Origin of the sequence: Roseivirga spongicola (assembly GCF_034376045.1) — a bacterium.
GTDB classification, from domain to species: domain Bacteria; phylum Bacteroidota; class Bacteroidia; order Cytophagales; family Cyclobacteriaceae; genus Roseivirga; species Roseivirga spongicola.
This window is the reverse complement of record NZ_CP139724.1, coordinates 720,927-741,552: the sequence shown is the minus strand read 5'-3', so window position 1 is coordinate 741,552 and position 20,626 is coordinate 720,927. Positions and strand designations below refer to the sequence as shown.

19 protein-coding genes are annotated in these 20,626 nt (G+C 40.8%); 14 read left to right on the top strand and 5 right to left on the bottom strand.

What is annotated here, in order from left to right; genetic code table 11:
- The first annotated feature begins 35 nt into the window (after positions 1–35).
- On the top strand, positions 36–1,871 hold the full coding sequence (gene glmS, locus T7867_RS03320) for a glutamine--fructose-6-phosphate transaminase (isomerizing) (RefSeq protein WP_068215745.1): 1,836 nt from the start codon (positions 36–38) through the stop codon (positions 1,869–1,871).
- On the opposite strand, the gene T7867_RS03315 is transcribed toward glmS, so the two are convergent.
- The gene (locus T7867_RS03315) at positions 1,872–2,528 is read right to left on the bottom strand and encodes a 3-hydroxyacyl-CoA dehydrogenase family protein (protein ID WP_068215744.1); all 657 of its coding nucleotides are present in this window, start codon (positions 2,526–2,528) and stop codon (positions 1,872–1,874) included. It lies immediately after the preceding gene.
- Between the two features lie 49 nt (positions 2,529–2,577).
- On the opposite strand from T7867_RS03315, the gene T7867_RS03310 reads away from it, so the two are divergent.
- Genes T7867_RS03310 through T7867_RS03300 form a run of 3 tightly spaced genes read left to right on the top strand, consistent with a single transcriptional unit; the run spans position 2,578 to position 4,736 of the window.
- On the top strand, positions 2,578–2,961 hold the full coding sequence (locus T7867_RS03310; RefSeq protein ID WP_068215743.1) for a RidA family protein: 384 nt from the start codon (positions 2,578–2,580) through the stop codon (positions 2,959–2,961).
- 59 nt (positions 2,962–3,020) lie between these two features.
- Positions 3,021–4,529: a glutamate--tRNA ligase gene (gltX, locus tag T7867_RS03305; protein ID WP_068215742.1), complete on the top strand. Its 1,509-nt coding sequence runs from the start codon at positions 3,021–3,023 to the stop codon at positions 4,527–4,529.
- A gap of 3 nt (positions 4,530–4,532) precedes the next feature.
- Positions 4,533–4,736 (top strand): hypothetical protein, encoded by a 204-nt coding sequence (locus tag T7867_RS03300; RefSeq protein ID WP_068215741.1) that lies wholly within the window; start codon positions 4,533–4,535, stop codon positions 4,734–4,736.
- A gap of 3 nt (positions 4,737–4,739) precedes the next feature.
- On the opposite strand, the gene T7867_RS03295 is transcribed toward T7867_RS03300, so the two are convergent.
- A complete protein-coding gene (locus T7867_RS03295; protein WP_068215739.1) occupies positions 4,740–4,925 on the bottom strand; it encodes a hypothetical protein in 186 nt (61 codons plus the stop codon).
- Complete coding sequence (locus T7867_RS03290; protein WP_068215737.1) at positions 4,922–5,503, bottom strand: methyltransferase family protein; 582 nt, start codon at positions 5,501–5,503, stop codon at positions 4,922–4,924. Before T7867_RS03290 ends, T7867_RS03295 begins: the two co-directional genes overlap by 4 nt.
- Before the next feature lie 374 nt (positions 5,504–5,877).
- Here T7867_RS03290 and T7867_RS03285 point away from each other — a divergent pair, with 374 nt between their 5' ends.
- The 9 genes from T7867_RS03285 to T7867_RS03245 all read left to right on the top strand — a co-directional run bounded on the left by T7867_RS03285 (position 5,878) and on the right by T7867_RS03245 (position 14,565).
- Positions 5,878–6,822 carry a helix-turn-helix transcriptional regulator gene (locus T7867_RS03285; RefSeq protein ID WP_068215735.1) on the top strand — a complete coding sequence of 315 codons (945 nt, stop codon included), beginning with the start codon at positions 5,878–5,880 and terminating at the stop codon, positions 6,820–6,822.
- Between the two features lie 188 nt (positions 6,823–7,010).
- The gene (locus T7867_RS03280; protein ID WP_068215733.1) at positions 7,011–7,622 is read left to right on the top strand and encodes a GyrI-like domain-containing protein; all 612 of its coding nucleotides are present in this window, start codon (positions 7,011–7,013) and stop codon (positions 7,620–7,622) included.
- Positions 7,619–8,155 carry a dihydrofolate reductase family protein gene (locus tag T7867_RS03275; protein ID WP_068215730.1) on the top strand — a complete coding sequence of 179 codons (537 nt, stop codon included), beginning with the start codon at positions 7,619–7,621 and terminating at the stop codon, positions 8,153–8,155. Before T7867_RS03280 ends, T7867_RS03275 begins: the two co-directional genes overlap by 4 nt.
- Before the next feature lie 241 nt (positions 8,156–8,396).
- On the top strand, positions 8,397–9,740 hold the full coding sequence (locus T7867_RS03270; protein ID WP_068215729.1) for an MGH1-like glycoside hydrolase domain-containing protein: 1,344 nt from the start codon (positions 8,397–8,399) through the stop codon (positions 9,738–9,740).
- Positions 9,740–11,299, top strand: a complete 1,560-nt coding sequence (locus tag T7867_RS03265; RefSeq protein WP_068215728.1) for a sodium:solute symporter — start codon at positions 9,740–9,742, stop codon at positions 11,297–11,299. The genes T7867_RS03270 and T7867_RS03265 overlap by 1 nt, the downstream gene beginning before the upstream one ends.
- Complete coding sequence (locus T7867_RS03260) at positions 11,299–12,408, top strand: glycerate kinase (protein ID WP_068215726.1); 1,110 nt, start codon at positions 11,299–11,301, stop codon at positions 12,406–12,408. Before T7867_RS03265 ends, T7867_RS03260 begins: the two co-directional genes overlap by 1 nt.
- Before the next feature lie 34 nt (positions 12,409–12,442).
- On the top strand, positions 12,443–13,657 hold the full coding sequence (locus tag T7867_RS03255) for an NAD(P)-dependent oxidoreductase (protein ID WP_068215724.1): 1,215 nt from the start codon (positions 12,443–12,445) through the stop codon (positions 13,655–13,657).
- Positions 13,647–14,306 carry a deoxyribose-phosphate aldolase gene (deoC, locus tag T7867_RS03250; protein ID WP_068215723.1) on the top strand — a complete coding sequence of 220 codons (660 nt, stop codon included), beginning with the start codon at positions 13,647–13,649 and terminating at the stop codon, positions 14,304–14,306. Before T7867_RS03255 ends, deoC begins: the two co-directional genes overlap by 11 nt.
- Complete coding sequence (locus T7867_RS03245; protein ID WP_068215720.1) at positions 14,290–14,565, top strand: acylphosphatase; 276 nt, start codon at positions 14,290–14,292, stop codon at positions 14,563–14,565. The genes deoC and T7867_RS03245 overlap by 17 nt, the downstream gene beginning before the upstream one ends.
- Here T7867_RS03245 and T7867_RS03240 read toward each other — a convergent pair.
- Positions 14,562–15,071, bottom strand: coding sequence for a hypothetical protein (locus T7867_RS03240; RefSeq protein WP_157717473.1), 510 nt, complete (start codon positions 15,069–15,071; stop codon positions 14,562–14,564). The genes T7867_RS03245 and T7867_RS03240 overlap by 4 nt on opposite strands.
- A gap of 58 nt (positions 15,072–15,129) precedes the next feature.
- A complete protein-coding gene (locus T7867_RS03235) occupies positions 15,130–17,691 on the bottom strand; it encodes a M14 family metallopeptidase (protein ID WP_068215716.1) in 2,562 nt (853 codons plus the stop codon).
- 384 nt (positions 17,692–18,075) lie between these two features.
- On the opposite strand from T7867_RS03235, the gene T7867_RS03230 reads away from it, so the two are divergent.
- On the top strand, positions 18,076–20,622 hold the full coding sequence (locus T7867_RS03230) for a TonB-dependent receptor (protein ID WP_068215714.1): 2,547 nt from the start codon (positions 18,076–18,078) through the stop codon (positions 20,620–20,622).
- Positions 20,623–20,626 lie beyond the last annotated feature (4 nt).

Genomic DNA, 20,626 nt, shown 5'->3' with positions numbered 1-20,626 from the left:
CTTATTTTTATTACTTTTCCACAAATAAATTAAGCATGTGCGGGATTGTAGGATATATAGGTCATAGACAGGCCTATTCTGTAGTTGTTAAAGGACTTCAAAGATTAGAATATAGGGGTTACGACAGTGCTGGTGTGGCACTTTTAGACGGAGACCTCAATGTATATAAGAAGCAGGGTAAGGTTGCCACTCTGCATGATTTTGCTAAAGATCAAGATATAGATGCTAATGTGGGAATAGGCCATACGCGTTGGGCAACCCATGGTGTTCCTAGTGATAGAAATGCTCACCCTCACGTATCTAATAGTGGTCGTTTAGTTATGATTCATAATGGAATCATTGAGAATTATGCCGCTATAAAAACAGAGCTTTCTAAGAAAGGATACACCTTCAATAGCGATACAGATTCTGAAGTGTTTATCAACTTCATTGAGGATATATTCCAAAACACTCAAGTGGATTTAGCCGAGGCGGTGCGATTGGCTCTAACTAAGGTGGTTGGAGCTTATGCGATTGTTATTTTGGACAAAGATAATCCCGACTTAGTTATTGCTGCTCGGAAAGGTAGTCCTCTAGTAGTTGGCCTTGGTAAGGATGAGTTTTTCTTAGCGTCAGATGCAACTCCAATTATAGAGTACACCAATGAAGTAGTTTATTTAGATGATCAGGAAATTGCGATCATCGAGAATAAGAAGCTTACCATTAAGAATATTGAAGATGTTGAAATGAAGCCTTATATCCAGAAAGTGGATATGGAGCTAGAAGCTATTGAGAAAGGTGGCTATGAGCACTTCATGTTGAAAGAGATATTTGAACAGCCACGTTCTATTGGAGATTGTCTTCGAGGTAGGCTCAATGCGCAAGAAGGTCATTTACACCTAGGGGGAATTCATGATTACATCAATAAAATTAAGAATGCCGATAGGATCTTAATTATTGCGTGTGGTACATCGTGGCATGCAGGATTGGTTGCAGAATATATTTTCGAAGAATTCTGTAGAATCCCTGTAGAAGTGGAGTATGCTTCAGAATTTAGATATAGAAACCCCGTAGTAGGAGAGAAAGATGTTGTAATAGCCATTTCTCAGTCAGGAGAAACAGCCGACACGCTTGCTGCCATTGAATTGGCAAAGAGTAAGGGAGCAACTATTCTTGGTGTTTGTAATGTTGTTGGAAGCTCTATTCCTAGGGCAACGCATGCAGGTAGCTATACGCATGCTGGCCCTGAAATTGGTGTAGCCAGTACAAAGGCATTCACGGCTCAAATTTCCGTGCTTACCATGATGGCATTAATGATTGCCAATAAAAAAGGCACTCTGAAAGAGAGCGTTTACAGAAACCTATTGATTGAGCTTGAAGCTGTGCCAGATAAAGTGGCTAAATGCTTAGACCTCAATGCTCAGATTGAATTAATTGCCGAGAAGTATAAGGATGCTAGCAACTGCCTGTATCTAGGGAGAGGTTATAACTTCCCTGTAGCCCTAGAAGGCGCCTTGAAGCTAAAGGAGATCTCCTATATTCATGCTGAAGGTTACCCTGCGGCTGAGATGAAGCATGGTCCTATTGCATTGATAGATGAAAACATGCCGGTAGTGTTTATTGCTACTAAGGATGGCTCTTACGAAAAGATTGTTTCAAACATTCAAGAGGTGAAAGCTCGAAAAGGTCAAGTAATAGCAGTAGTAACCGAAGGTGATACTGAAATTGCGGCTATGGCAGATCATATTATTGAAGTGCCAGCCGCTCATGAAGCGTTGATGCCATTAATTTCAGTTATTCCGTTGCAATTGTTGTCTTATCATATTGCAGTAATGAGAGGTTGTAACGTAGACCAGCCAAGAAACTTGGCTAAGTCTGTTACGGTGGAGTAATCAGTTTAATAAAAGATATTCACGTTTGAGGAGCGGGCAGATTTTGTACCGCTCTTCTTTTGTGTCTTCATATATGGCTTCAAGGGTCTCATAAACATTATCTAAGCCAATTTTTTCAGCCCATTCAAAAGGCCCAAACGGATAGTTAGTGCCTAACTTCATTCCCTGATCAATATCTTCTCTAGTGGCCGTGCCTTCTTGAACGGTATAGTATGCCTCATTAATTATCATGAAGATAATGCGGGGTGTAACCATGCCTACCCTATCTTGTACAACCTCAAAATCTGTTTCTAGTTGCTGGCACATGGTTTCAAGTGCTCCATTATTCTTTAAAGCAGAAACTTCAAGAATTTCTCTTTCTATGAATGTTGGTAGTCCGTTAAACCCGTAAAGATTACAGTTTACTTCGGGCTGATAAAAAGCCATCTCTGCCAGACTGATTTTGGGCGCATTTAAGAATACATTTAAACCTTCTTCCGATAAATAAGCTTCAATATCTTCTGGTTGGTCCGCAATATTGAAATCAAAAACCACATCAATATCTTTAAAACCATCGATCTGGCTTGAGCTCAACAGGTGTTGAAGGGAATGACTATGGGCGAATTTTATTTCGAGGGCTTTGAATTCGGCATCGTTGCCTACCACTAGAATGTTCATAAATGACTAATTTGTGACAAAACTATAGAATCTCTAAAACTTATCTAGTATGTCTAAGAAGATCATTGTAAGCGATCAGGCTCCAGCTCCAATTGGGCCATATAGCCAAGCAGTAAAAGCTGGCAACATGTTGTTTGTTTCGGGTCAAATTCCTTTCGACCAAGTGACTGGGGAAATGATCAATGAGAATATAACAGAAGAAACGCACCAAGTAATGAAGAACTTAGAGGCAATTCTTTCTGAGGCAGGAATGACTTTTAGTAATGTAGTAAAGTGTAGCATTTTCATTAAAGATATGGGGCAGTTTTCTACTATTAATGAAGCCTATGCCCAGTATTTTAAGTCTGAGCCACCGGCAAGAGAAACCGTTGAAGTGGCTCGATTGCCTAAAGATGTTAACGTAGAGATTTCGTGCATAGCGGTCGATCTTTAGCTACTGAACTAATTCTTGATTCAAGACTTTATATATTTGCGGCCTAATTACAAAAGACCATGAGTGTAAGAGTACGTTTTGCCCCGAGTCCTACAGGGGCTTTACATATTGGAGGAGTCCGAACGGCTTTGTATAACTACCTTTTTGCAAAGAAAAACAATGGAACTTTTATTCTTCGAATAGAAGATACTGATCAGAATAGATTTGTTGAAGGTGCTGAAAGCTACATTGAGGAGGCTCTCAGCTGGGCTGGAATTGTGCCTGATGAAGGAGTAAGCTTTGGGGGTGAATTTGGACCTTATCGACAGTCAGAAAGAAAGGATATTTATAAGAAATATGCTCAGCAGCTTTTGGATGAAGGAAAGGCGTATTATGCCTTCGATACTCCTGAAGAGTTAGACGCCATGCGCGATAGACTGAAGGAGGCAAGAGTAGCTAACCCTCAGTACAATGCTGTTACGCGCATGCAGATGAGTAATTCCTTGACACTTTCTCCTGAAGAAACTCAAGCAAAACTTGATGCTGGTGAGCCATACGTGATTAGAATTAAGTTGCCTCGTAATGAAGATGTCAGATTCAAAGATGTAGTTCGTGGTTGGGTTGTAGTAAACACTGCAACCTTAGACGATAAGATTCTGATGAAATCTGACGGCATGCCAACCTATCACATGGCTAATATTGTTGATGATCACTTAATGGAGATCACTCATGTAATACGAGGTGAAGAGTGGTTGCCTTCAGCTCCGTTGCATATAATGCTCTATCAATTCCTAGGTTGGGAAGCTCCTGAGTTTGCTCATTTGCCATTGCTTTTGAAACCAGATGGTAACGGAAAACTGAGTAAGAGAGCCGCAGATCAATTGGGATTCCCTATTTTTCCGTTGAACTGGACTGACCCTCAATCTGGAGAGCTGTCTGTTGGTTTTAGAGAAACAGGCTATCTTCCCGATGCTTTCATTAACTTTTTGGCTTTACTTGGGTGGAACCCTGGAGGAGAAAAAGAATTATTCTCTATTGACGACCTCATCGATGCTTTCAGCTTAGAGAAGATTAATAAGGCAGGTGCAAAATTTGATATTGAAAAGGCCAAGTGGTTTAACCAGCAATATTTAAAGTTCATGTCAGATGATGATTTGACAGACCAATTTATAGCTTTACTAGACTTTGAAATAGATAGGGATAGGGCTCAGCGTATAGCTCTTTCTTTGAAAGAGAGAGTCACTTTTGTTCAAGAAATGCCAGCGGCTGGAAACTTCTATTTTGAGCAACCAAATGAATACGATAGCAAAATTGCTCGTAAGAAGTGGAACGAAGAGGCAGCAAGTAAGTTGATGGAATTTGCAACAGAACTTAGACAACAGAGTTCTTACAACAAGGATTCTGCTAAGCAACTACTGGTAGAGGTTCTAGAGAGAGATCAATTGCCGTTAGGAAAGGTTATGCCTGCCTTGAGATTGGCTTTGACGGGCCAAGGCGGAGGTCCTGACTTAATGGATATTGTTGAAATTCTTGGGGCAGAAGAGGTTTACAACCGAATTGATAAGGCCTCAGAAACTTTGAAATCATAATTTATGGCTAAGAAAAAAACTGATGAGAAGCCAAAGGTGGCTAAAGAACTAGATGGTCTGGAGTTGAATATAGACTCCTTTGGTGAGATCCAAAAGTCATTGCCTATCGACAAAATCAATGAGTTTCTGAATAAGAAAGTTGATGATAAGAAGCTTAGAGACAGAGACGATTTAGATGAAATAAAAGGAACTGATGAAGAGGAGTGATTTTTACTCCTTTTCGTTCATCTCCAAAACAACCTTCCATATTGTGCCTAAAAGCATTAGCGCCAATCCGATGATGTAACAGCCAGTTCTCTGGTTCACGGTAATGAAATCTGTGAATCGACTCAAGATTCCGATAAGCACTAAAGTAAGACCGAGCATAGCCGCCCATGTGGCAATTTTAATTTTCATGCTGAGCGCTTAAGTTTAATAGGTGGAAATAGTGCAGGAACATTCTTTTTGTACTCCAAATAAGCTTCTCCGTACATTTTTATAAGTTTTTGCTCTTCCCATCTTATGCCGAATGGAAGATAAATGCAGAGCGCTAAAAGTATGACAAGGCTTGAGAGTTGAGGGTTGAAAAGCACATAACCAATGACCAGCAATAAGGTACCTGTATAAAGCGGATGCCTTACGTAAGCTTGAATTCCTTCTGTTTTTAAGTCTTCATTCAGGTTCTTCTTGAAACCTAGAAAGGCACTTAAGCTGTAATTTCTGAATGCTCTTTTTATAATGAACAATCCCGCTGCAGCAAACATTAGCCCTGTGTAGGTTGAAAATGGTGATGGAGCGAAAAGCAAAACGTTATAGATCAAAGCTCCTAAAAGCATTAGGCCCAGAAAGAAAATGAAACTGATGAGGTTATAGAGAATTCTGTAAGCACGTGGTCCAATCGGTAAAGCGTTTTTAGCCTTTTCAGTCGCCAAGGCACTATGAATGCCATAAAATAAAAGCCAACCCAGAAACAAGATCAGATGATCTAACCACATGCCGCAATGATAAGGATTATTTACCAACCATCATTCGATGTTTTCATAGGAATATCATTATAAACTGAAGTCAATGATGAGGCATAGCTTACTACTAGCGCGGACTATTTCCCCCTTTTTCGAAAAGGGGGCTTGGGGGATTAGGTCTTTCAATTATCATAACTGATATAATCTGTTGCCTGATGGATTTCTGTAATTATCACAAGACTGATGAAAAAGTTGAAACCGATGCTGGCAGTAGGTCAAGTCTTCCCCCATGGGAAATCTAAAAGTATCGGGATAGATGGAAGCTCAAAAATGATCTGGACAAGGAATTCTATAATTTCAAGGTTTTATATTCGCTTCCCCGACTAACTTTTTAACTTCCCCATTCAATGAACCGAATAGACCGCCTAACCGCCATGCTTATTCAGCTGCAGACCAAGAAGCTGATTACCGCTCAGGAAATTGCCGACCGATTTGAGATCAGCTTGCGGACAGTCTATCGCGATGTGCGAGCTTTGGAAGAAGCTGGTGTACCCATTGGTGCAGAAGCTGGCAAAGGCTACTTCATCATGGATGGCTATCATTTGCCTCCGGTAATGTTTAGCGAAGAAGAAGCCAATGCACTGGTTTTAGGTGCTAAGCTGATTGAAGGTCAGACGGATGCCTCTATCAAAGAGCATTTTTCTGAGGCTATGTTTAAGATTAAGTCAGTTCTGAAGACAGCCCAAAAAGAGGGGCTTGAAAAACTAGAAGAGCAGATTAAGGTGAGTCATCCTCCAATACCTGTAGATGATGAGTTTCCGAACAACTTTATGGCCACCATTCAGAAGGCCTTGATAGAGCAGAAGGTGTTGCGGTTCAAATATTATTCTAATTACAATGGCAATATGACCGAGCGACAAGTAGAACCTATGGGCTTGGTATATTATGGTAATAGCTGGCATTTATTGGCTTACTGTCTTTTGCGACAAGAGCCACGAGATTTCCGAGTAGACAGACTTGTGAAGCTGGAAATTAGGGATGAGCAATTTGAGCCTAGAGAACCCTACGAAGAATTTATCAAGCGCCTGACTTATGGAGGTGAATTAGAAGAAGTGATTGTTCAGATTAAAGGAGAGGCGGCTCGATACATCGTAAACCAGAAGTACTACCAAGGTTTTGTTAGCGAAGAGAAAAAGGGAGATGCCTTGATAATGAAATTTCTGACCCCTCATTTGGGCTACTTTTCACGCTGGCTGGCCATGCTAGGGGACTCAGTAAAAATCGTCTCACCAGACAAGCTCTTTACCATTATGCAGAAGAGAGCTGAAGAGTTGAGGAGGAATTATGAGTGATCACTGCTCTGCGCACTTTGCGTTATCTGCGGTTAAATATGAAACCGCTAAGTTCGCTGAGAGCGCAAAGAGAGAATCATCACGTGCCTATATTTTCATTTTGATCTTGCTAAAAATTCGTTCTCCCAAAACCTACTGACATAGGGTTGTCACTAGTGGCTGTTTACTTGCTCATAAATTCAACAGCTATGATTATAACCTTTCAGAAACTCGATCTACAAAAAGCCTATCCAGAATATTATACCGCAGCAGAAAGACCCAAAGTCGTCAATCTAGAACCTTATTACTACCTCACTATTTCAGGCAAATGTGCTCCTGAGAATCCCATTTTTGAAGATGCTATCGGTCGCCTGTATGCCTTGGCTTATAAAATTAAGTTCACTAGCAAAGCCAATGAAATGGACTTTGTTGTGCCCAAACTAGAAGCCTTTTGGTGGGTAGAAGGAGAAACTCCATTTGAGAAAAGCCCGAGAGAAGAATGGTGCTGGCAACTCATGATCCGCATGCCCGATTTTATTGGGAGACAGGAAGTAGCAACGGCCATTCTAGAGTTGAAAGCCAAGAACAAGCTGCCCGATAACCACGGATTGAATTTCGAGGAAATTCATGAGGGCTTAAGCGTCCAGTTGCTGCATATTGGTTCTTACGAAGAAGAATGGCCAAGTATCCAGAAAATGCTTCAGTTTGCCCAAAGAGAAGGTTTTGAGGTAGTTGGTAAGCATCATGAAATCTATCTCAACGACCCAATGAGAACGGAAAAGAGTAAATTGAAGACTATACTAAGATATTCAATCAGATGAGGAAACTAGTTGCTTACATTGCCATTAGCCTTGATGGTAAAATTGCCGATGCTGAAGGTGGAGTGGGTTGGTTGGACACCATCAACCACCCTAAAGATGAAGATTATGGTTATTCAGCCTTTATTGAAACCATTGATACTACAGTGATGGGGAATGCCACTTATCAGCAGGTGTTGGGTTTCGATATGCCTTTCCCATACAAGGAACAGAAGAACTATGTTTTAACCAGAAATCGAAACTTGAAGGAAGATGAGTATGCCACTTTTATTACTTCAGATCATGCTAAACGGTTGAAGGAAATCAAACAAGAGCAAGGGAAAGATATTTGGTTGATTGGTGGTGGAGAAGTAAACACGCTCTGTCTTAAAGCCAGCCTTCTCGATGAAATGATTGTTCATTTCATGCCCTTTATTGTAGGCAAAGGCATTCCCATTTTCTCAGATGCTCAGCTGATGCAGAACCTTGAGCTTACCAGCTCAAAAGTCTATAGCTCTGGTGTAATGGAGCTGAGGTATAAGGTTAACTACCGGTAACCGTCATTGCCAGGAGCAAACTTCGCGATAGCGGAAGGTTGTGACGAAGCAATCTCCCAAAGGTTGTTGTTGCCCTACGACAAGGAGATTGCTTCGTCATAAAACCTGTGTCCCGCCCCGAAGTATCGGGGTCTCGGGACACAGGTTTCATTCCTCGCAATTGCGTTATGCATCATATAACCTCTCGAACCTGATTTTTGATTTTCGAGCCTATGGGTTAATTTATGAGCGAAAATAGTTTATGAATAACCTCAAGAAGATCACCAGTCAGTTCTCACGACTGAGAAAAGAAGCAGTTCAAATTTTAAACGACAACACCTGGGAAGGCCGATATTCCGTCCCTAGTATCAATTTGTATCCTTATCAATGGAACTGGGATTCAGGTTTTGTGGCTTTGGGGTTTGCTCATTTCGACTTAAAAAGAGCCTTTTTAGAATTTGAGTCCCTCTTTGAAGGTCAGTGGGAAAACGGAATGCTGCCACATATTGTCTTCCATTCCAAAAAAAGAGAAGGATATTTCCCCGGTCCGAAATATTGGGAGTCTAGTACTATTGAAAGAGCTAACAAGAAGGTGGAGACTTCGGGAATTACCCAGCCTCCGGTGCACGCTTTTATGCTGGAGCGCATCTATCAGATGAACCCGAATAATCAGGAGGTGAAGGATTTCATTAAGTCCTTTTTCCCAAAGTTGATGAAACTCCATAAATACTATTACGAACATAGAGATCCTGAAAATGAAGGACTGATCTACATTTATCACCCTTGGGCTTCTGGCAGGGATAATTCTCCGTTGTGGGATGATCTGGTAAAGACTATTCCAATCACCAAAGATGATATTCCTCCTTACAAACGATATGACAACCTGAAGGCAGACCCTTCGGAACGTCCATCAGATCGTGATTATGATATTTATGTTTACCTGATGGAGCTTGGTAAAAAGCACAAATACAAGGGAATAGAAATTGCCAAAGAGTCGCCATTTGTGGTTCAGGATACACTCTATAACGCAGTACTTATCAAGTCGAATGAGGCACTAATTAACCTCGGAAGGGAGTTTGGCTTCGATGTTACGGAGATTGAAGCGTTCAATGCATTGAGTAAGAAATCATTCGATGAGAAACTCTGGTTGGATGAACTCGGGATGTATGCTCCTTATGACCTTCGAAATAAAAAGCATATTAAAATGAAGGAAATAGGGAGTTTTGTTTCCCTATATGCCGGAATTCCTAATCAGGAAAGAGCCGATCAGCTGATTGACTACATCGATTTTCTGGGGGAGAGAGAAGATGGTTATAGAATTATGCCAAGCTTCGATCCCGATCATTGGATTTTCAACCCTAAAAAGTACTGGAAAGGTCCGATTTGGCCACAGATGAATTGGTTGTTGTATCAGGGCTGTAAGAATTACGGTCATCATGGAACGGCCAATATCTTGAAATGGGATTTCTTAGAATTAGTTAATAATTTAGGTTTTCACGAATATTTTGACCCGCGTAGGGCTGTGGCAGATACACTAGAGAAGGGGTATGGTGGCGATAGGTTCTCTTGGACAGCCGCGGTGGTTTTAGACCTAATGGCTGACTAATGAATGTACTCGACTATGCGATTGTAATTCTTTACATTGGCGGATTTCTTTATCTGGGATACCGCTTCAAAAATCAAGCAGACAAAAACGATTATTACTTAGGAGGAAGAAGCTTTGGCTGGTTTCCACTAGCTATGAGCACGGCCGCCACACAGCTTTCCGCTGTGAGTTTTATTTCGGCCCCTGCCTTTGTTGGACTGAAGGAAGGTGGCGGAATGATTTGGCTCACTTACGAGTTTGCTGTTCCGTTAGCCATGATTTTTCTGATGGTAGTCTTAGTGCCCACCTTCTACAAGTCGGGCATTGTTAGTGTTTACGAGTTTCTGGAAAAGCGTTTTGGACCGAGTACCAGAGTCCTGCTCAGCATAGTCTTTCAAATTAGCCGAGCCTTCGGGACAGGTGTGATGATTTACACCGTGGCCATTATTCTTGAAAGTGTCATGGAAATTCCCATGTGGCAAAGTATCGTGCTGATAGGAATTGTAACCATGATTTACTCTTATCAAGGTGGAATGAAGGCCGTGGTTTATGGGGATATGATTCAAATGATCATTCTATTTATAGGAATCATTATCTGTTTCAGTTTTGGTTTGAAGGAATTAGGGGGCTGGGGTGAATTCCTAGATAAAGTAGATTCTGAAAGAATTACAGCCGTAGATTTTTCTTCGCTAGGCTTTAATGGAGATGAGTTTGGTTTTTGGCCAATGCTCATTGGAGGGTTCTTTCTGTATGTGTCTTATTATGGTACAGATCAAAGTCAGGTACAGCGATTGCTTTCTGCGAGTAGCATGAAAACCATGCGGCAGACATTGCTTTGTAATGGGTTGATGCGCTTTCCAATCACCTTTGCCTATTGTATTATGGGGCTAGTGCTGGGCACTCTCGCCTTATCGCGAACTGATTTCATCAGCCAGATTCCGGCAGACCAGCCCGACAGAATGATCCCTATTTTCATTCGTGATTTTCTCCCAAATGGAGTTGTAGGTCTGTTGATTGTAGCTATTTTCTCAGCAGCGATGTCAAGCCTTAGTTCAGCTATTAATTCACTTTCGGCAGCCTCTGTTGAAGACCTTTTTGCACGAGGAAAGAAAGTGGAGGAAAAAGCTTACATGAGACTTTCGCATTTAACTGCGCTGTTTTGGGGAGTGGTTTGTGTGGTCATAGCGTTCTTTGTAGGAGACATTGCCGATACGGTGATAGAAGCCATAAACAAAGTGGGCTCTGTATCATTCGGGCCAATTCTGGCCACTTTTGTAATGGCCATTTTGATGAAAAGGATCAGCACTAAAGGAGCGAATATCGGCCTCTTGGTTGGTGTGGGTGTGAATGTTTACCTATGGCTCTTTGTACCGGAAATATTCTGGTTCTGGTGGAATGCCATTGGAGCAGTAGTCACTTTTGTAATAGCTTATTTGGTTAGCATGGTTGCTCCAGTAGTGAGCGGTCATCCTATGGTCAAGGTGGAACCTATTCGTTTCAATCAAAAACCAGTTTATTATCTGGTGGCCTTTTTCGTCTTGATTGTAGTTGTTTCGGTAATTTTGCCAAGCTTATTCTGATGCGCATCCTAATCTCCCCCGACAAATTTAAAAATTCGCTTACCGCCTATGAGGTTTGTGATGCTATAGAAAGAGGGATAAAAAAGGTTAAGCCAAAGGCTGAAGTCATAAAACTCCCTTTGGCAGATGGTGGTGAAGGCACTTTGGATATTCTTGAGCAGCAGTTAGGAGCGATTAGAGTAGAGAAGGAAGTTTCTAATCCTCTTTTCAAGCCGGTTAATGCTTATTACTTGCTGAAAGAGGAGAAGGCCTATATAGAAATGGCCAAAGCTTCGGGGCTACCCTTGTTGAGTGCTGTTGAGAAGTCAGCTACAAAGACTTCAACTTATGGTACGGGTGAGTTGATTCTTGATGCCATAGATCGGGGAGCCAATGATATTTATGTGATGATAGGGGGCAGCGCCACTAATGATGGTGGTTGCGGTATGGCTGAAGCTTTAGGAGCTAAATTTTACTCCAAGTCAGGTACAGAATTGAGTGCAATTAGGGGAGGAGATTTGTCTAAAGTTCACTCCATTGATCTCTCTCTTTTAGAGAGGTTTTCGGAAGTCAAATTCACTGTTCTTTCAGATGTTCAAAACCCATTGACAGGAAAAAATGGAGCTTCTCACGTTTTTGGAAGTCAAAAGGGAGCTACACAAGCTGATATCGAGTTTCTTGATGACGGACTAAAAAACTTGGCAAAAATTCTTGATAACGGTAATGAAGATAAGCCTGGAGCCGGTTCTGCTGGAGGTCTAGGGTATGGCTTAATGAGTTTTTTAAATGCTGAGCTTAAGTCTGGTATTGGGCAAGTTTTTGAATTTTTGGAGTATGACCGAAAACTTCTAAATGTAGATTTGATCATTACTGGAGAAGGTAAATTGGATGGTCAAACACTTGGAGGAAAGGTAATTTTCGGAGTGGCTAACAAGGCAAAAGAAAATAAAATACCAATTGGTATAATATGCGGAATAGCCGAAGAAATTGATAAGGTCAAAGCCAATTTAGATATACAGCTGGTCTATCAAGTCTTCGAGAAAGCCAAGGGTTTTCGTGACTCAATGCAGCATGCGAGTATTTATGTAGAGGAGCTTGCAAAAGAACTTATACAAAGCTTGAATAAGTAGTTGGTAGACATGGACAGAATCCTAATTTTGTACTATGTCGAATATTACCATTGGTATCATCAAAGAGGGCAAAATTCCTGTAGATAGGAGAGTGCCTTTAACTCCAGATCAAGTCAAATCGATTTTAGATTTAAATCCGTCTTTAGAGATTAAATGTCAACGAAGCGATATTCGTTGCTTTAAGGATGAAGAATATGAGCAAGCAGGAGCCACATTGGTAGATGATGTTTCCGATTGTGAAATTATTCTAGGTGTTAAAGAAGTGCCAATGAATATGTTGGCCGATGGTAAAACGCATTTCTTCTTTTCACACACCATTAAAAAGCAAGAGTATAACAGAGAGCTTCTTCAGACAATCATGAAGAAGAAAATCAGACTGATCGATTGGGAGTGCCTGACTAATAAAAAGGGAAAGCGCCTCATTGCGTTCGGAAGGTATGCCGGCATTGTTGGTGCTTATAACGGCATATTGACTTATGGCAAACGCTATAACCTTTTCCACCTTAGGCCAGCTCATACTTGCTTCGATCTAGACGATTTGAAGACTGAATATAGCAAAGTTGCCCTTCCAAAAATTAAGATAATTCTTACTGGTGGAGGAAGAGTTTCTAAAGGTGCTATGGAAGTGCTCGATGGAATGGGAATTAGAAAGGTAAGTCCTGCGGAGTTTCTAAATGAATACTTCAACGAGCCTGTATATACTCAACTTAATACAAGAGATTATAATAGCAGAATTGCAGGTGGAATCTTTAATAGAGATGAGTTTTATGCTGACCCTACTAAGTATGAATCTAGCTTCTTAGAGTATGCGAAAAAGGCTGATCTGCTAATTGCTGGTGCTTTCTGGGATCCTAGGGCTCCTGTGTTATTCAATAAAGAAGACATCTCTCGCAATGATTTTAAGATTCACGTGGTGGCAGATATTACTTGCGATATTGAAGGCTCTATTCCTTCCACCAAGCAGCCAAGTACTATTGAAGATCCTGTTTATGACTACAACCCAAGCAATGATAGGGTCGAAGAAGCCTACACCGATGAAGGTAATATTACAGTAATGGCTGTAGATAATTTGCCTTGTGAGTTGCCAAGAAATGCATCTGAAGATTTTGGGAAGGAGTTTGTTTCACATATTCTGCCTAACCTTTTGGGAGAAGATAAAGACGCTATTATTGAAAGAGCCACTATTACTCAAAATGGTGAGCTAACCGATAAATTTTCCTACCTACAAGATTACGTAGATGGACATTAATCAATACATAGAACATACTGCCCTCAAACCTACTTTGGTCGGTAAAGATGTAGACCTACTCATAGCGGAGGCAAAAGAACATAGATTCTTGGGGGTTTGTGTTCCTCCCTTTTGGGTGAAGAAAACTGCACGAGAATTAGCCGATACGGATATTCAATTGGTTACGGTGATTGGTTTTCCCTTGGGCTACAATCAGACTGAGGTAAAAGAGTTAGAAATTAAGCAAGCCATTGAGCAAGGAGCGAATGAGCTAGATATTGTCATGAATATCTCAGCTTTTAAAGATGGAATGCCTTGGGTGAAGATTGAGTTAGCCAAATGTGCTCATATCATTCATGAGGCTGGTTGCTTAATGAAAGTGATTATTGAAACGGCCTATCTGACCGATGAAGAAATAATAAAAGCAACCAAGTTGTGCTCTGAGGCCGGAACTGATTTTGTAAAAACTTCTACAGGGTTTGCAGGTGCCGGAGCGAAAGTAGAGCACATCAAACTAATGAGAGAAAATGCTCCATCTAATGTGGGAATAAAGGCTTCTGGTGGAATAAAAACTTTAGCAGACGCTCAAGCTATGATTAATGCAGGGGCCGATAGACTCGGAACTTCATCTGGAGTAGAAATTATGCAGCAATATGCCGATAGCATTTGAAATAACTATTAAGGGGAAAGTTCAGGGCGTTTTCTATAGAGCGTCTACACGAGATAAGGCCACTGAATTGGGGATTTCAGGTTGGTGTATGAACCTAGATAATGGAGATGTGTTAATTCACGCAGAAGGAGAGCGGGTAGACCTAAATGCTCTATTACTATGGTGTAAAGTTGGACCGCCAAAGGCTAAAGTAGACCAAGTTTTGCATCGAGAAACTGAATTGAAAAACTATTCTGGCTTTAGAATAAGGAGGGCCTAAGCGCTTTTAGTTTTGAAGGTCTGAATACCACGGTGTTTGTACACCTTGAGTTCAAAATGATCAAATATGGCAACCTTCATTCTGTTTTGAGCCAATTCAATTCGCTTTTCAGCAGAGTGAAATACAGTAAGTTCCAAAACGGCTAGAATAAAGTTCTTTCTCAGGCACATGTCTTTAATATATCCTTCAAAAGCATATTTCCAGTCAGCTACATATTTTTCGTAGTGACTAGTGCCGTCAAAAAGCAGTTCTAACTGGTTGTCTCCAATCTGATATCTATAGATTCCTGCAAGTATATCGTAGAGCTCATCAAAAAATGATAAGTTTTCGGCCTCATACTTTTCCACTTGCACACTGATATCATCCTTCAGTCTCAATGGATTGAAGTAATTGAAGTAGCCGAGCTTAACGATGTCAACTAATTGAGCCTGAAGCTCTAGTCTCAGATCGTTCTGGGCCTGCTTGAGAATGTAGTTCTTATCTAATAGAAAAAGTCGGTTCTCCACCGTGAAGTAATTTTGACAAAAATAGCTAAAAATATCAGGTCTCGGAACGTAAATCCAATTATCTGGCAGAGTATCCATTAATGATTCTTCCGAAGAAAATGGCATTCATCATTAGTTTGTTAGTGCCATACCAGAATGCTCTAAAGTTTGGATTGTCTACTAAAGAAACTACTCTGCCTCTGCCAATACTACTAACTCTTACGGATGATGCTCCTTTCATTGCTTCCAAGTTGGCATCGCTAATCCATCCAGAAATTAGGGGTTCTTCAGCATAAACAGCTGCATTAGCAAACTTACTTTCAGAAGGTTCAATTAATATAGTGCCTCTTTTGAATACAGGTAGTTCCTCTCTATAATAACCAAAGGCCATAGGGTGAGAAAGCTGTAATTCAGACATGTAAACTCCTCCAGGTATGTATTGCGATCTCGCATAATTGTTAATCTGGTCGTAAGTTATGTCTTCGGTTCCTGGATATTCTACTTCAACCGCCTTAAGGTCAGAAAGCTTGTTTCTAGCCATCCATTCTACGGCAGAGCCTATACCCACAAGTGTGCCTCCATTACTTATCCACCTTTTAAGATTATCTGTTTCTCTTTCGGATAGATCTAAGCCACCAGTAATAATTATGGTGTTGTACCTGTCTATTGCATTAGAACCGACCCTGCTTTCTGGAAGTTTAGTGACAAGCATATTCATTCTAGTGTCTAGTAGATGCCATACTTCTCCTGCATCATATGAGTTATCGGCTTCAACAATAAGAGCTACCTCTGGTTTTTCAAGGTTTATGAAAGTGTTGCTACCTAAGCTTACTCCGCCTGTAAGGCCAGTGTTCATTGCGTGGATTTGAAGGGCATCGTTTTCAGCAATTTGCTGTAGTTCATAAAAGAGCTCAGTTTCGGATAATGCCTGATTTGCTACAGGAACAAGAATGGAACCTCTATCGAATTCTTTTTCATCTGAGCCAATAAACTTACTAGTAGCTACCTTGATTCTAATCCCTTTTTCTAACAGTCGGTTCGCTGCTCTTGGGGCATAGTACCCATGCCACTCGAACACGTAAGCGTAATTGCTTTGGCCACCAACAACTTGCCCTTTCGGGAACTGTAAATTGTCTACTTTTCCGCCCAACTGGTTGCGACTATAATCCCTACTGCTCATTTCGGCATACTCAAGGTTGAATGCTGCTGGGTAGGTCCAACCCGAGATGTCGTAGAAAAGACTGTCTTGAAACTCAGTTCTCTTTTCGAACATAGCTTTGATTAGCTTGTAGTTTCGCTGTTTCAAGGGCACTATGTAAGCATTGTCTTGATTGTAAGACTCATCATTGAGTTTTATTTCTCTTGAAGGTCTGTAGAAGTCAATTTCTTGGGCATCGAGTATCTCTGCCAAATGAAATGCCCTGGCAGGGTCTTTTTCAGCCTTAAATATGTATGCCTTTACATTGTCGTTGTCTGCTTCGCGAAGCACTCTTTTGTAAAAATCGCGTTGGTAGTCTAGCAATTCTACTCTCATTTCCACGGCAGCCTTCCAGGTAGAAAGAGCAGTATTAAACTGGTTTTTTATGGTGAAAGGAAATTCCAAAATACCGTTGTCACTTTCTTGTGCATGACCACGAGAGCTGGCTTGTTCAAATAAGATACCTATTCCTCCATTTATATCTGGGAAGGTAGAGCCCTTGCCATAGTAAAAGTCGTCATACCCTTCTTCTGTGAAGTACAAAGAACCTATACTGTCTAGAGCAGCGGCATGGTAATTTCCAATTTTTTGAGTGAGTTCTTGGTTTAATTCTGGGGTTAATGGGTGAGTTCTTTGAGGAACACCTGGTTGAAAGAAAAAGGTGGAGTTTGTACCCATTTCGTGATGGTCGGTGAGTATGTTGGGCTTCCACTGATGGTACTTAGCTACTCTATTTCTAGATTCTGGTTGTTGTAATGGAAGCCAATCTCTGTTCAGGTCGAACCAATAGTGATTGGTTCTTCCACCTGGCCATGCTTCGCTATACTCTCTATCCATAGGGTCTGGGTTAACGCGCTTGCTTTTATGCATGTTTGCCCATGTTGCAAAACGATTTAATCCATCAGGATTAAATGAAGGGTCTAGTAGTATAACGGAATTTCTGAGCATATTTTCTACTTCAGAACCTTGGGCTGCAGCCATGTAATAAGCAACCAATAAAGAGGCGTTTGAGCCACTCGGCTCATTGCCGTGTATGCTAAAACCCATATAGGTGACTACAGGCATTTTTTTAATGTCGAACTTATCGGCCTCATTTGGGTAAGTGAGCCAAGCATGGTCACTTCTGATCTTATCAATGCCTAATTGGTTGGTAGGGTGCGTAATAGTGAGTAACACCTGCGGTCTACCTTCATGAGTTCTTCCAATTTCTTCTAGGGTGATTCTGTCAGAAATTTTGGCCAATTCCCTCATGTAAAGTACCAGCTTGTCATGCGTTATGTGCCACTCTCCAACCTTATGTCCAATAACAGACTCTGGAGTTGGAATGGCAGGGTTAAATGATATGTTTTGAGGGAGATAATAGTCTAGGTTTTTCTGGCCAAATGCCTGAAATCCTGTGCATATATAGAATACACATAGTAGTCCTGCCAACTTAGTTTTCATAGTAATCAAGTTCTCAAAAGGCAATATACTGATAACCTTCACTTAATGAAATAAAGGTCTTCTTAGTTAAGTAAAGTTGAATTGACAAGTTGTAAGTATGGGCACTTTGCCAGAAAGTGGCTAAATTGAGCGATAAGCTCGATTAGGGAGCAGAATAGGCGGGGTTGGAGGTCCTAGAGTACAATTATTTTGCATCCTATTTTGGTAGATGCGGAAAAAGCAAGTGGCGGTTGGTTAAGTTATGTTAAGGATAGGTTAATGTAAGGTCCGATTCGTAGCGAAATCATAACATTTGTCAAACAGTCATGACCTCGTAAGCCTGTAGATTTGTTCCCAAATTCTTAACGACACTAAAAGAAGAATCTTTATTAACTAATTATAACTATGAGGAAACAATTACTAGTCTTAATGACATTTGTGTTGTCCTTTGCTACGGCATTTGCTCAGGGCGGTGTTGTACAAGGGAGATTGCTCGATGCAGAAACCGGAGAAGGTGTTTTCGGTGCTTCTGTATTGGTGGTTGGAACTACCAAAGGTGCGGTATCTGATGTTGATGGTCGATTTAGAATCGCCAATGTATCAGGAAACGTTACATTCAGAATTTCTTACATCGGTTACGATCAGATTACTATCGAAAGAAGTGTTTCTGGCGATGTAGATTTAGGAGATATTCAAATGCAACCAAATGTGATTGCTCTCGATCAGATCGAAGTAATTGCTTCCGTTGCAGAAGAAAGAAAAACTCCAGTTGCTATTTCTACAATTAAGTCTGTACAAATTGTAGAGAGAGCGAGTAATCAGGAATTCCCAGAATTGTTGAAGTCTACTCCTGGTGTTTATGCTACTAAAGCTGGTGGTGGATACGGTGACTCTAGAATTAACCTTAGAGGTTTTAATTCAGAGAACGTAGCTGTATTGATCAACGGTGTGCCTGTAAATGATATGGAGAATGGTAGAGTTTACTGGTCTAACTGGGCAGGTTTAACTGATGTTACTCAGTCTATGCAGGTTCAGAGAGGTCTTGGTGCTTCTAAAGTAGCCGTTCCATCAATTGGTGGTACAATCAACATTTTGACAAAAACTACTGATGCTGAAAAAGGTGGTAACGTTGCGGTTTATACTGGTAACAATGGTTACTCTAAAGCTTCTTTTGCTCTTTCAACTGGTCTTTCAGAAGACGGATGGGCTGTTAGCCTTTCAGGTGCTAAAATCACTGGTGATGGTTATGTAGATGGAACTTGGTTCGAAGGTTATAACTACTTCTTCAACGTAACTAAGCAAATCAACGATAATCACATCTTGTCATTAACTGGTTTCGGTGCTCCTCAAAAGCACGGTCAGAGACAGTCAAGAGCTTCTATTCAGTATTGGAGAGATGCTCCAGAGCCAAAAAGATTCAACCCTGATTACGGTATCTTAAATGGCGAAATTCTTTCTGTAGAAGATAACTTCTATCACAAGCCTCAGTTCTCATTGAACCACTACTGGACTATCAATGACAAGTCTGAGCTTTCTACTGCAGTTTATGCTTCTACTGGTACTGGTGGAGGTGGAGGAAACTTAGGTTTCTCTAACGCTACTGCTCCTAGAATTGCAGGAACTTATAGCCCAATTGACTTTGAAGCACTAATTGCTGAAAATGAGATGAATGCTGACGGTAGTGCTTCTGTAGCATTAAGAGCTTCTAGAAACGATCATGAGTGGTTTGGTGCTTTGAGTACTTACTCAAACGAATTGAATAACAACCTAACGCTATTAGTTGGTCTTGACCTTAGATCTTACAAAGGTTTCCACTTCAGAGAAATCACTAACCTACTTGGTGCAGAGTATTACTTAGATGATTCTGATGTTAACCAGCCGGTTAAAGCTGTTAGAGTAGGTGATAAGTATGACTACTACAACATTGGTTATGTAAACTGGATTGGTGGTTTCGGTCAGTTAGAGTATACTAAAGATAAGCTTTCTGCTTTTGCTTCTGCTGCAATCTCAAATACTGGTTACAAGAGAGAAGACTTATTTAACTACTTAGATTCAGATCCTAACCAAATTACTGACTGGCAAAACTTCTTGGGTTACCAGATTAAGGGTGGTGTAAACTACAACTTAACTGCTAATCACAATGTGTTTGCTAACATCGGTTACTTCGAGAAAGCTCCAATCTTCGATAACGTTTTCTTGAACTTCGTAAACGACATCAACCCAGATGCTGAGAACGAAAAAATTGGTTCAATTGAGCTAGGTTATGGTTACAGAAGCAGAACTTTCAATGCTAACGTAAACATTTACAGAACTCAGTGGAAAGACAGAGCTTTCATCAGAACTATTCCTAACAACACTGGTGACGATATAGTAGCTAACTTGAAAGGTGTTAACGCACTGCACCAAGGTATAGAAGTAGACTTCGTTTATAAGCCAAATACTAAATTGAACATTCAAGGTATGGCTTCTCTAGGTGACTGGGAATGGCAAAATGACTTGACTAACGTTCAAATCTTCAATGGTCAAGTTGCTGTAGGAAATCCATTCGACCTTAGAATTGCTGGTTTGAAAGTTGGTGACGCTGCTCAAACTACTGCAGCTATCACTGTTGAGTACTTCATTGTTCCTGACGTGAAAATCTCAGTAGATGCTAACTACTTCGCTGACCTTTACGCGAACTTTGATCCACTTTCTAGATCTACTACTGACTTAGGTGGGGCAACTGGTCCTCAACCTTGGAAAGTTCCAGATTACTCTACTGTAGATTTAAGAATGAAGTACGACTTCAAATTCGGAAACTTTGACGCAACTCTTTTCGGTAACGTAAACAACGTATTTGATACTGAGTACATTGCCGATGCTAATGACGGTTCTGGTAGCAATGCTGCTTCTGCTTCTGTTTGGTATGCACTAGGTAGAACTTGGACTGGCGGTGTAAGAATTAACTTCTAATTGA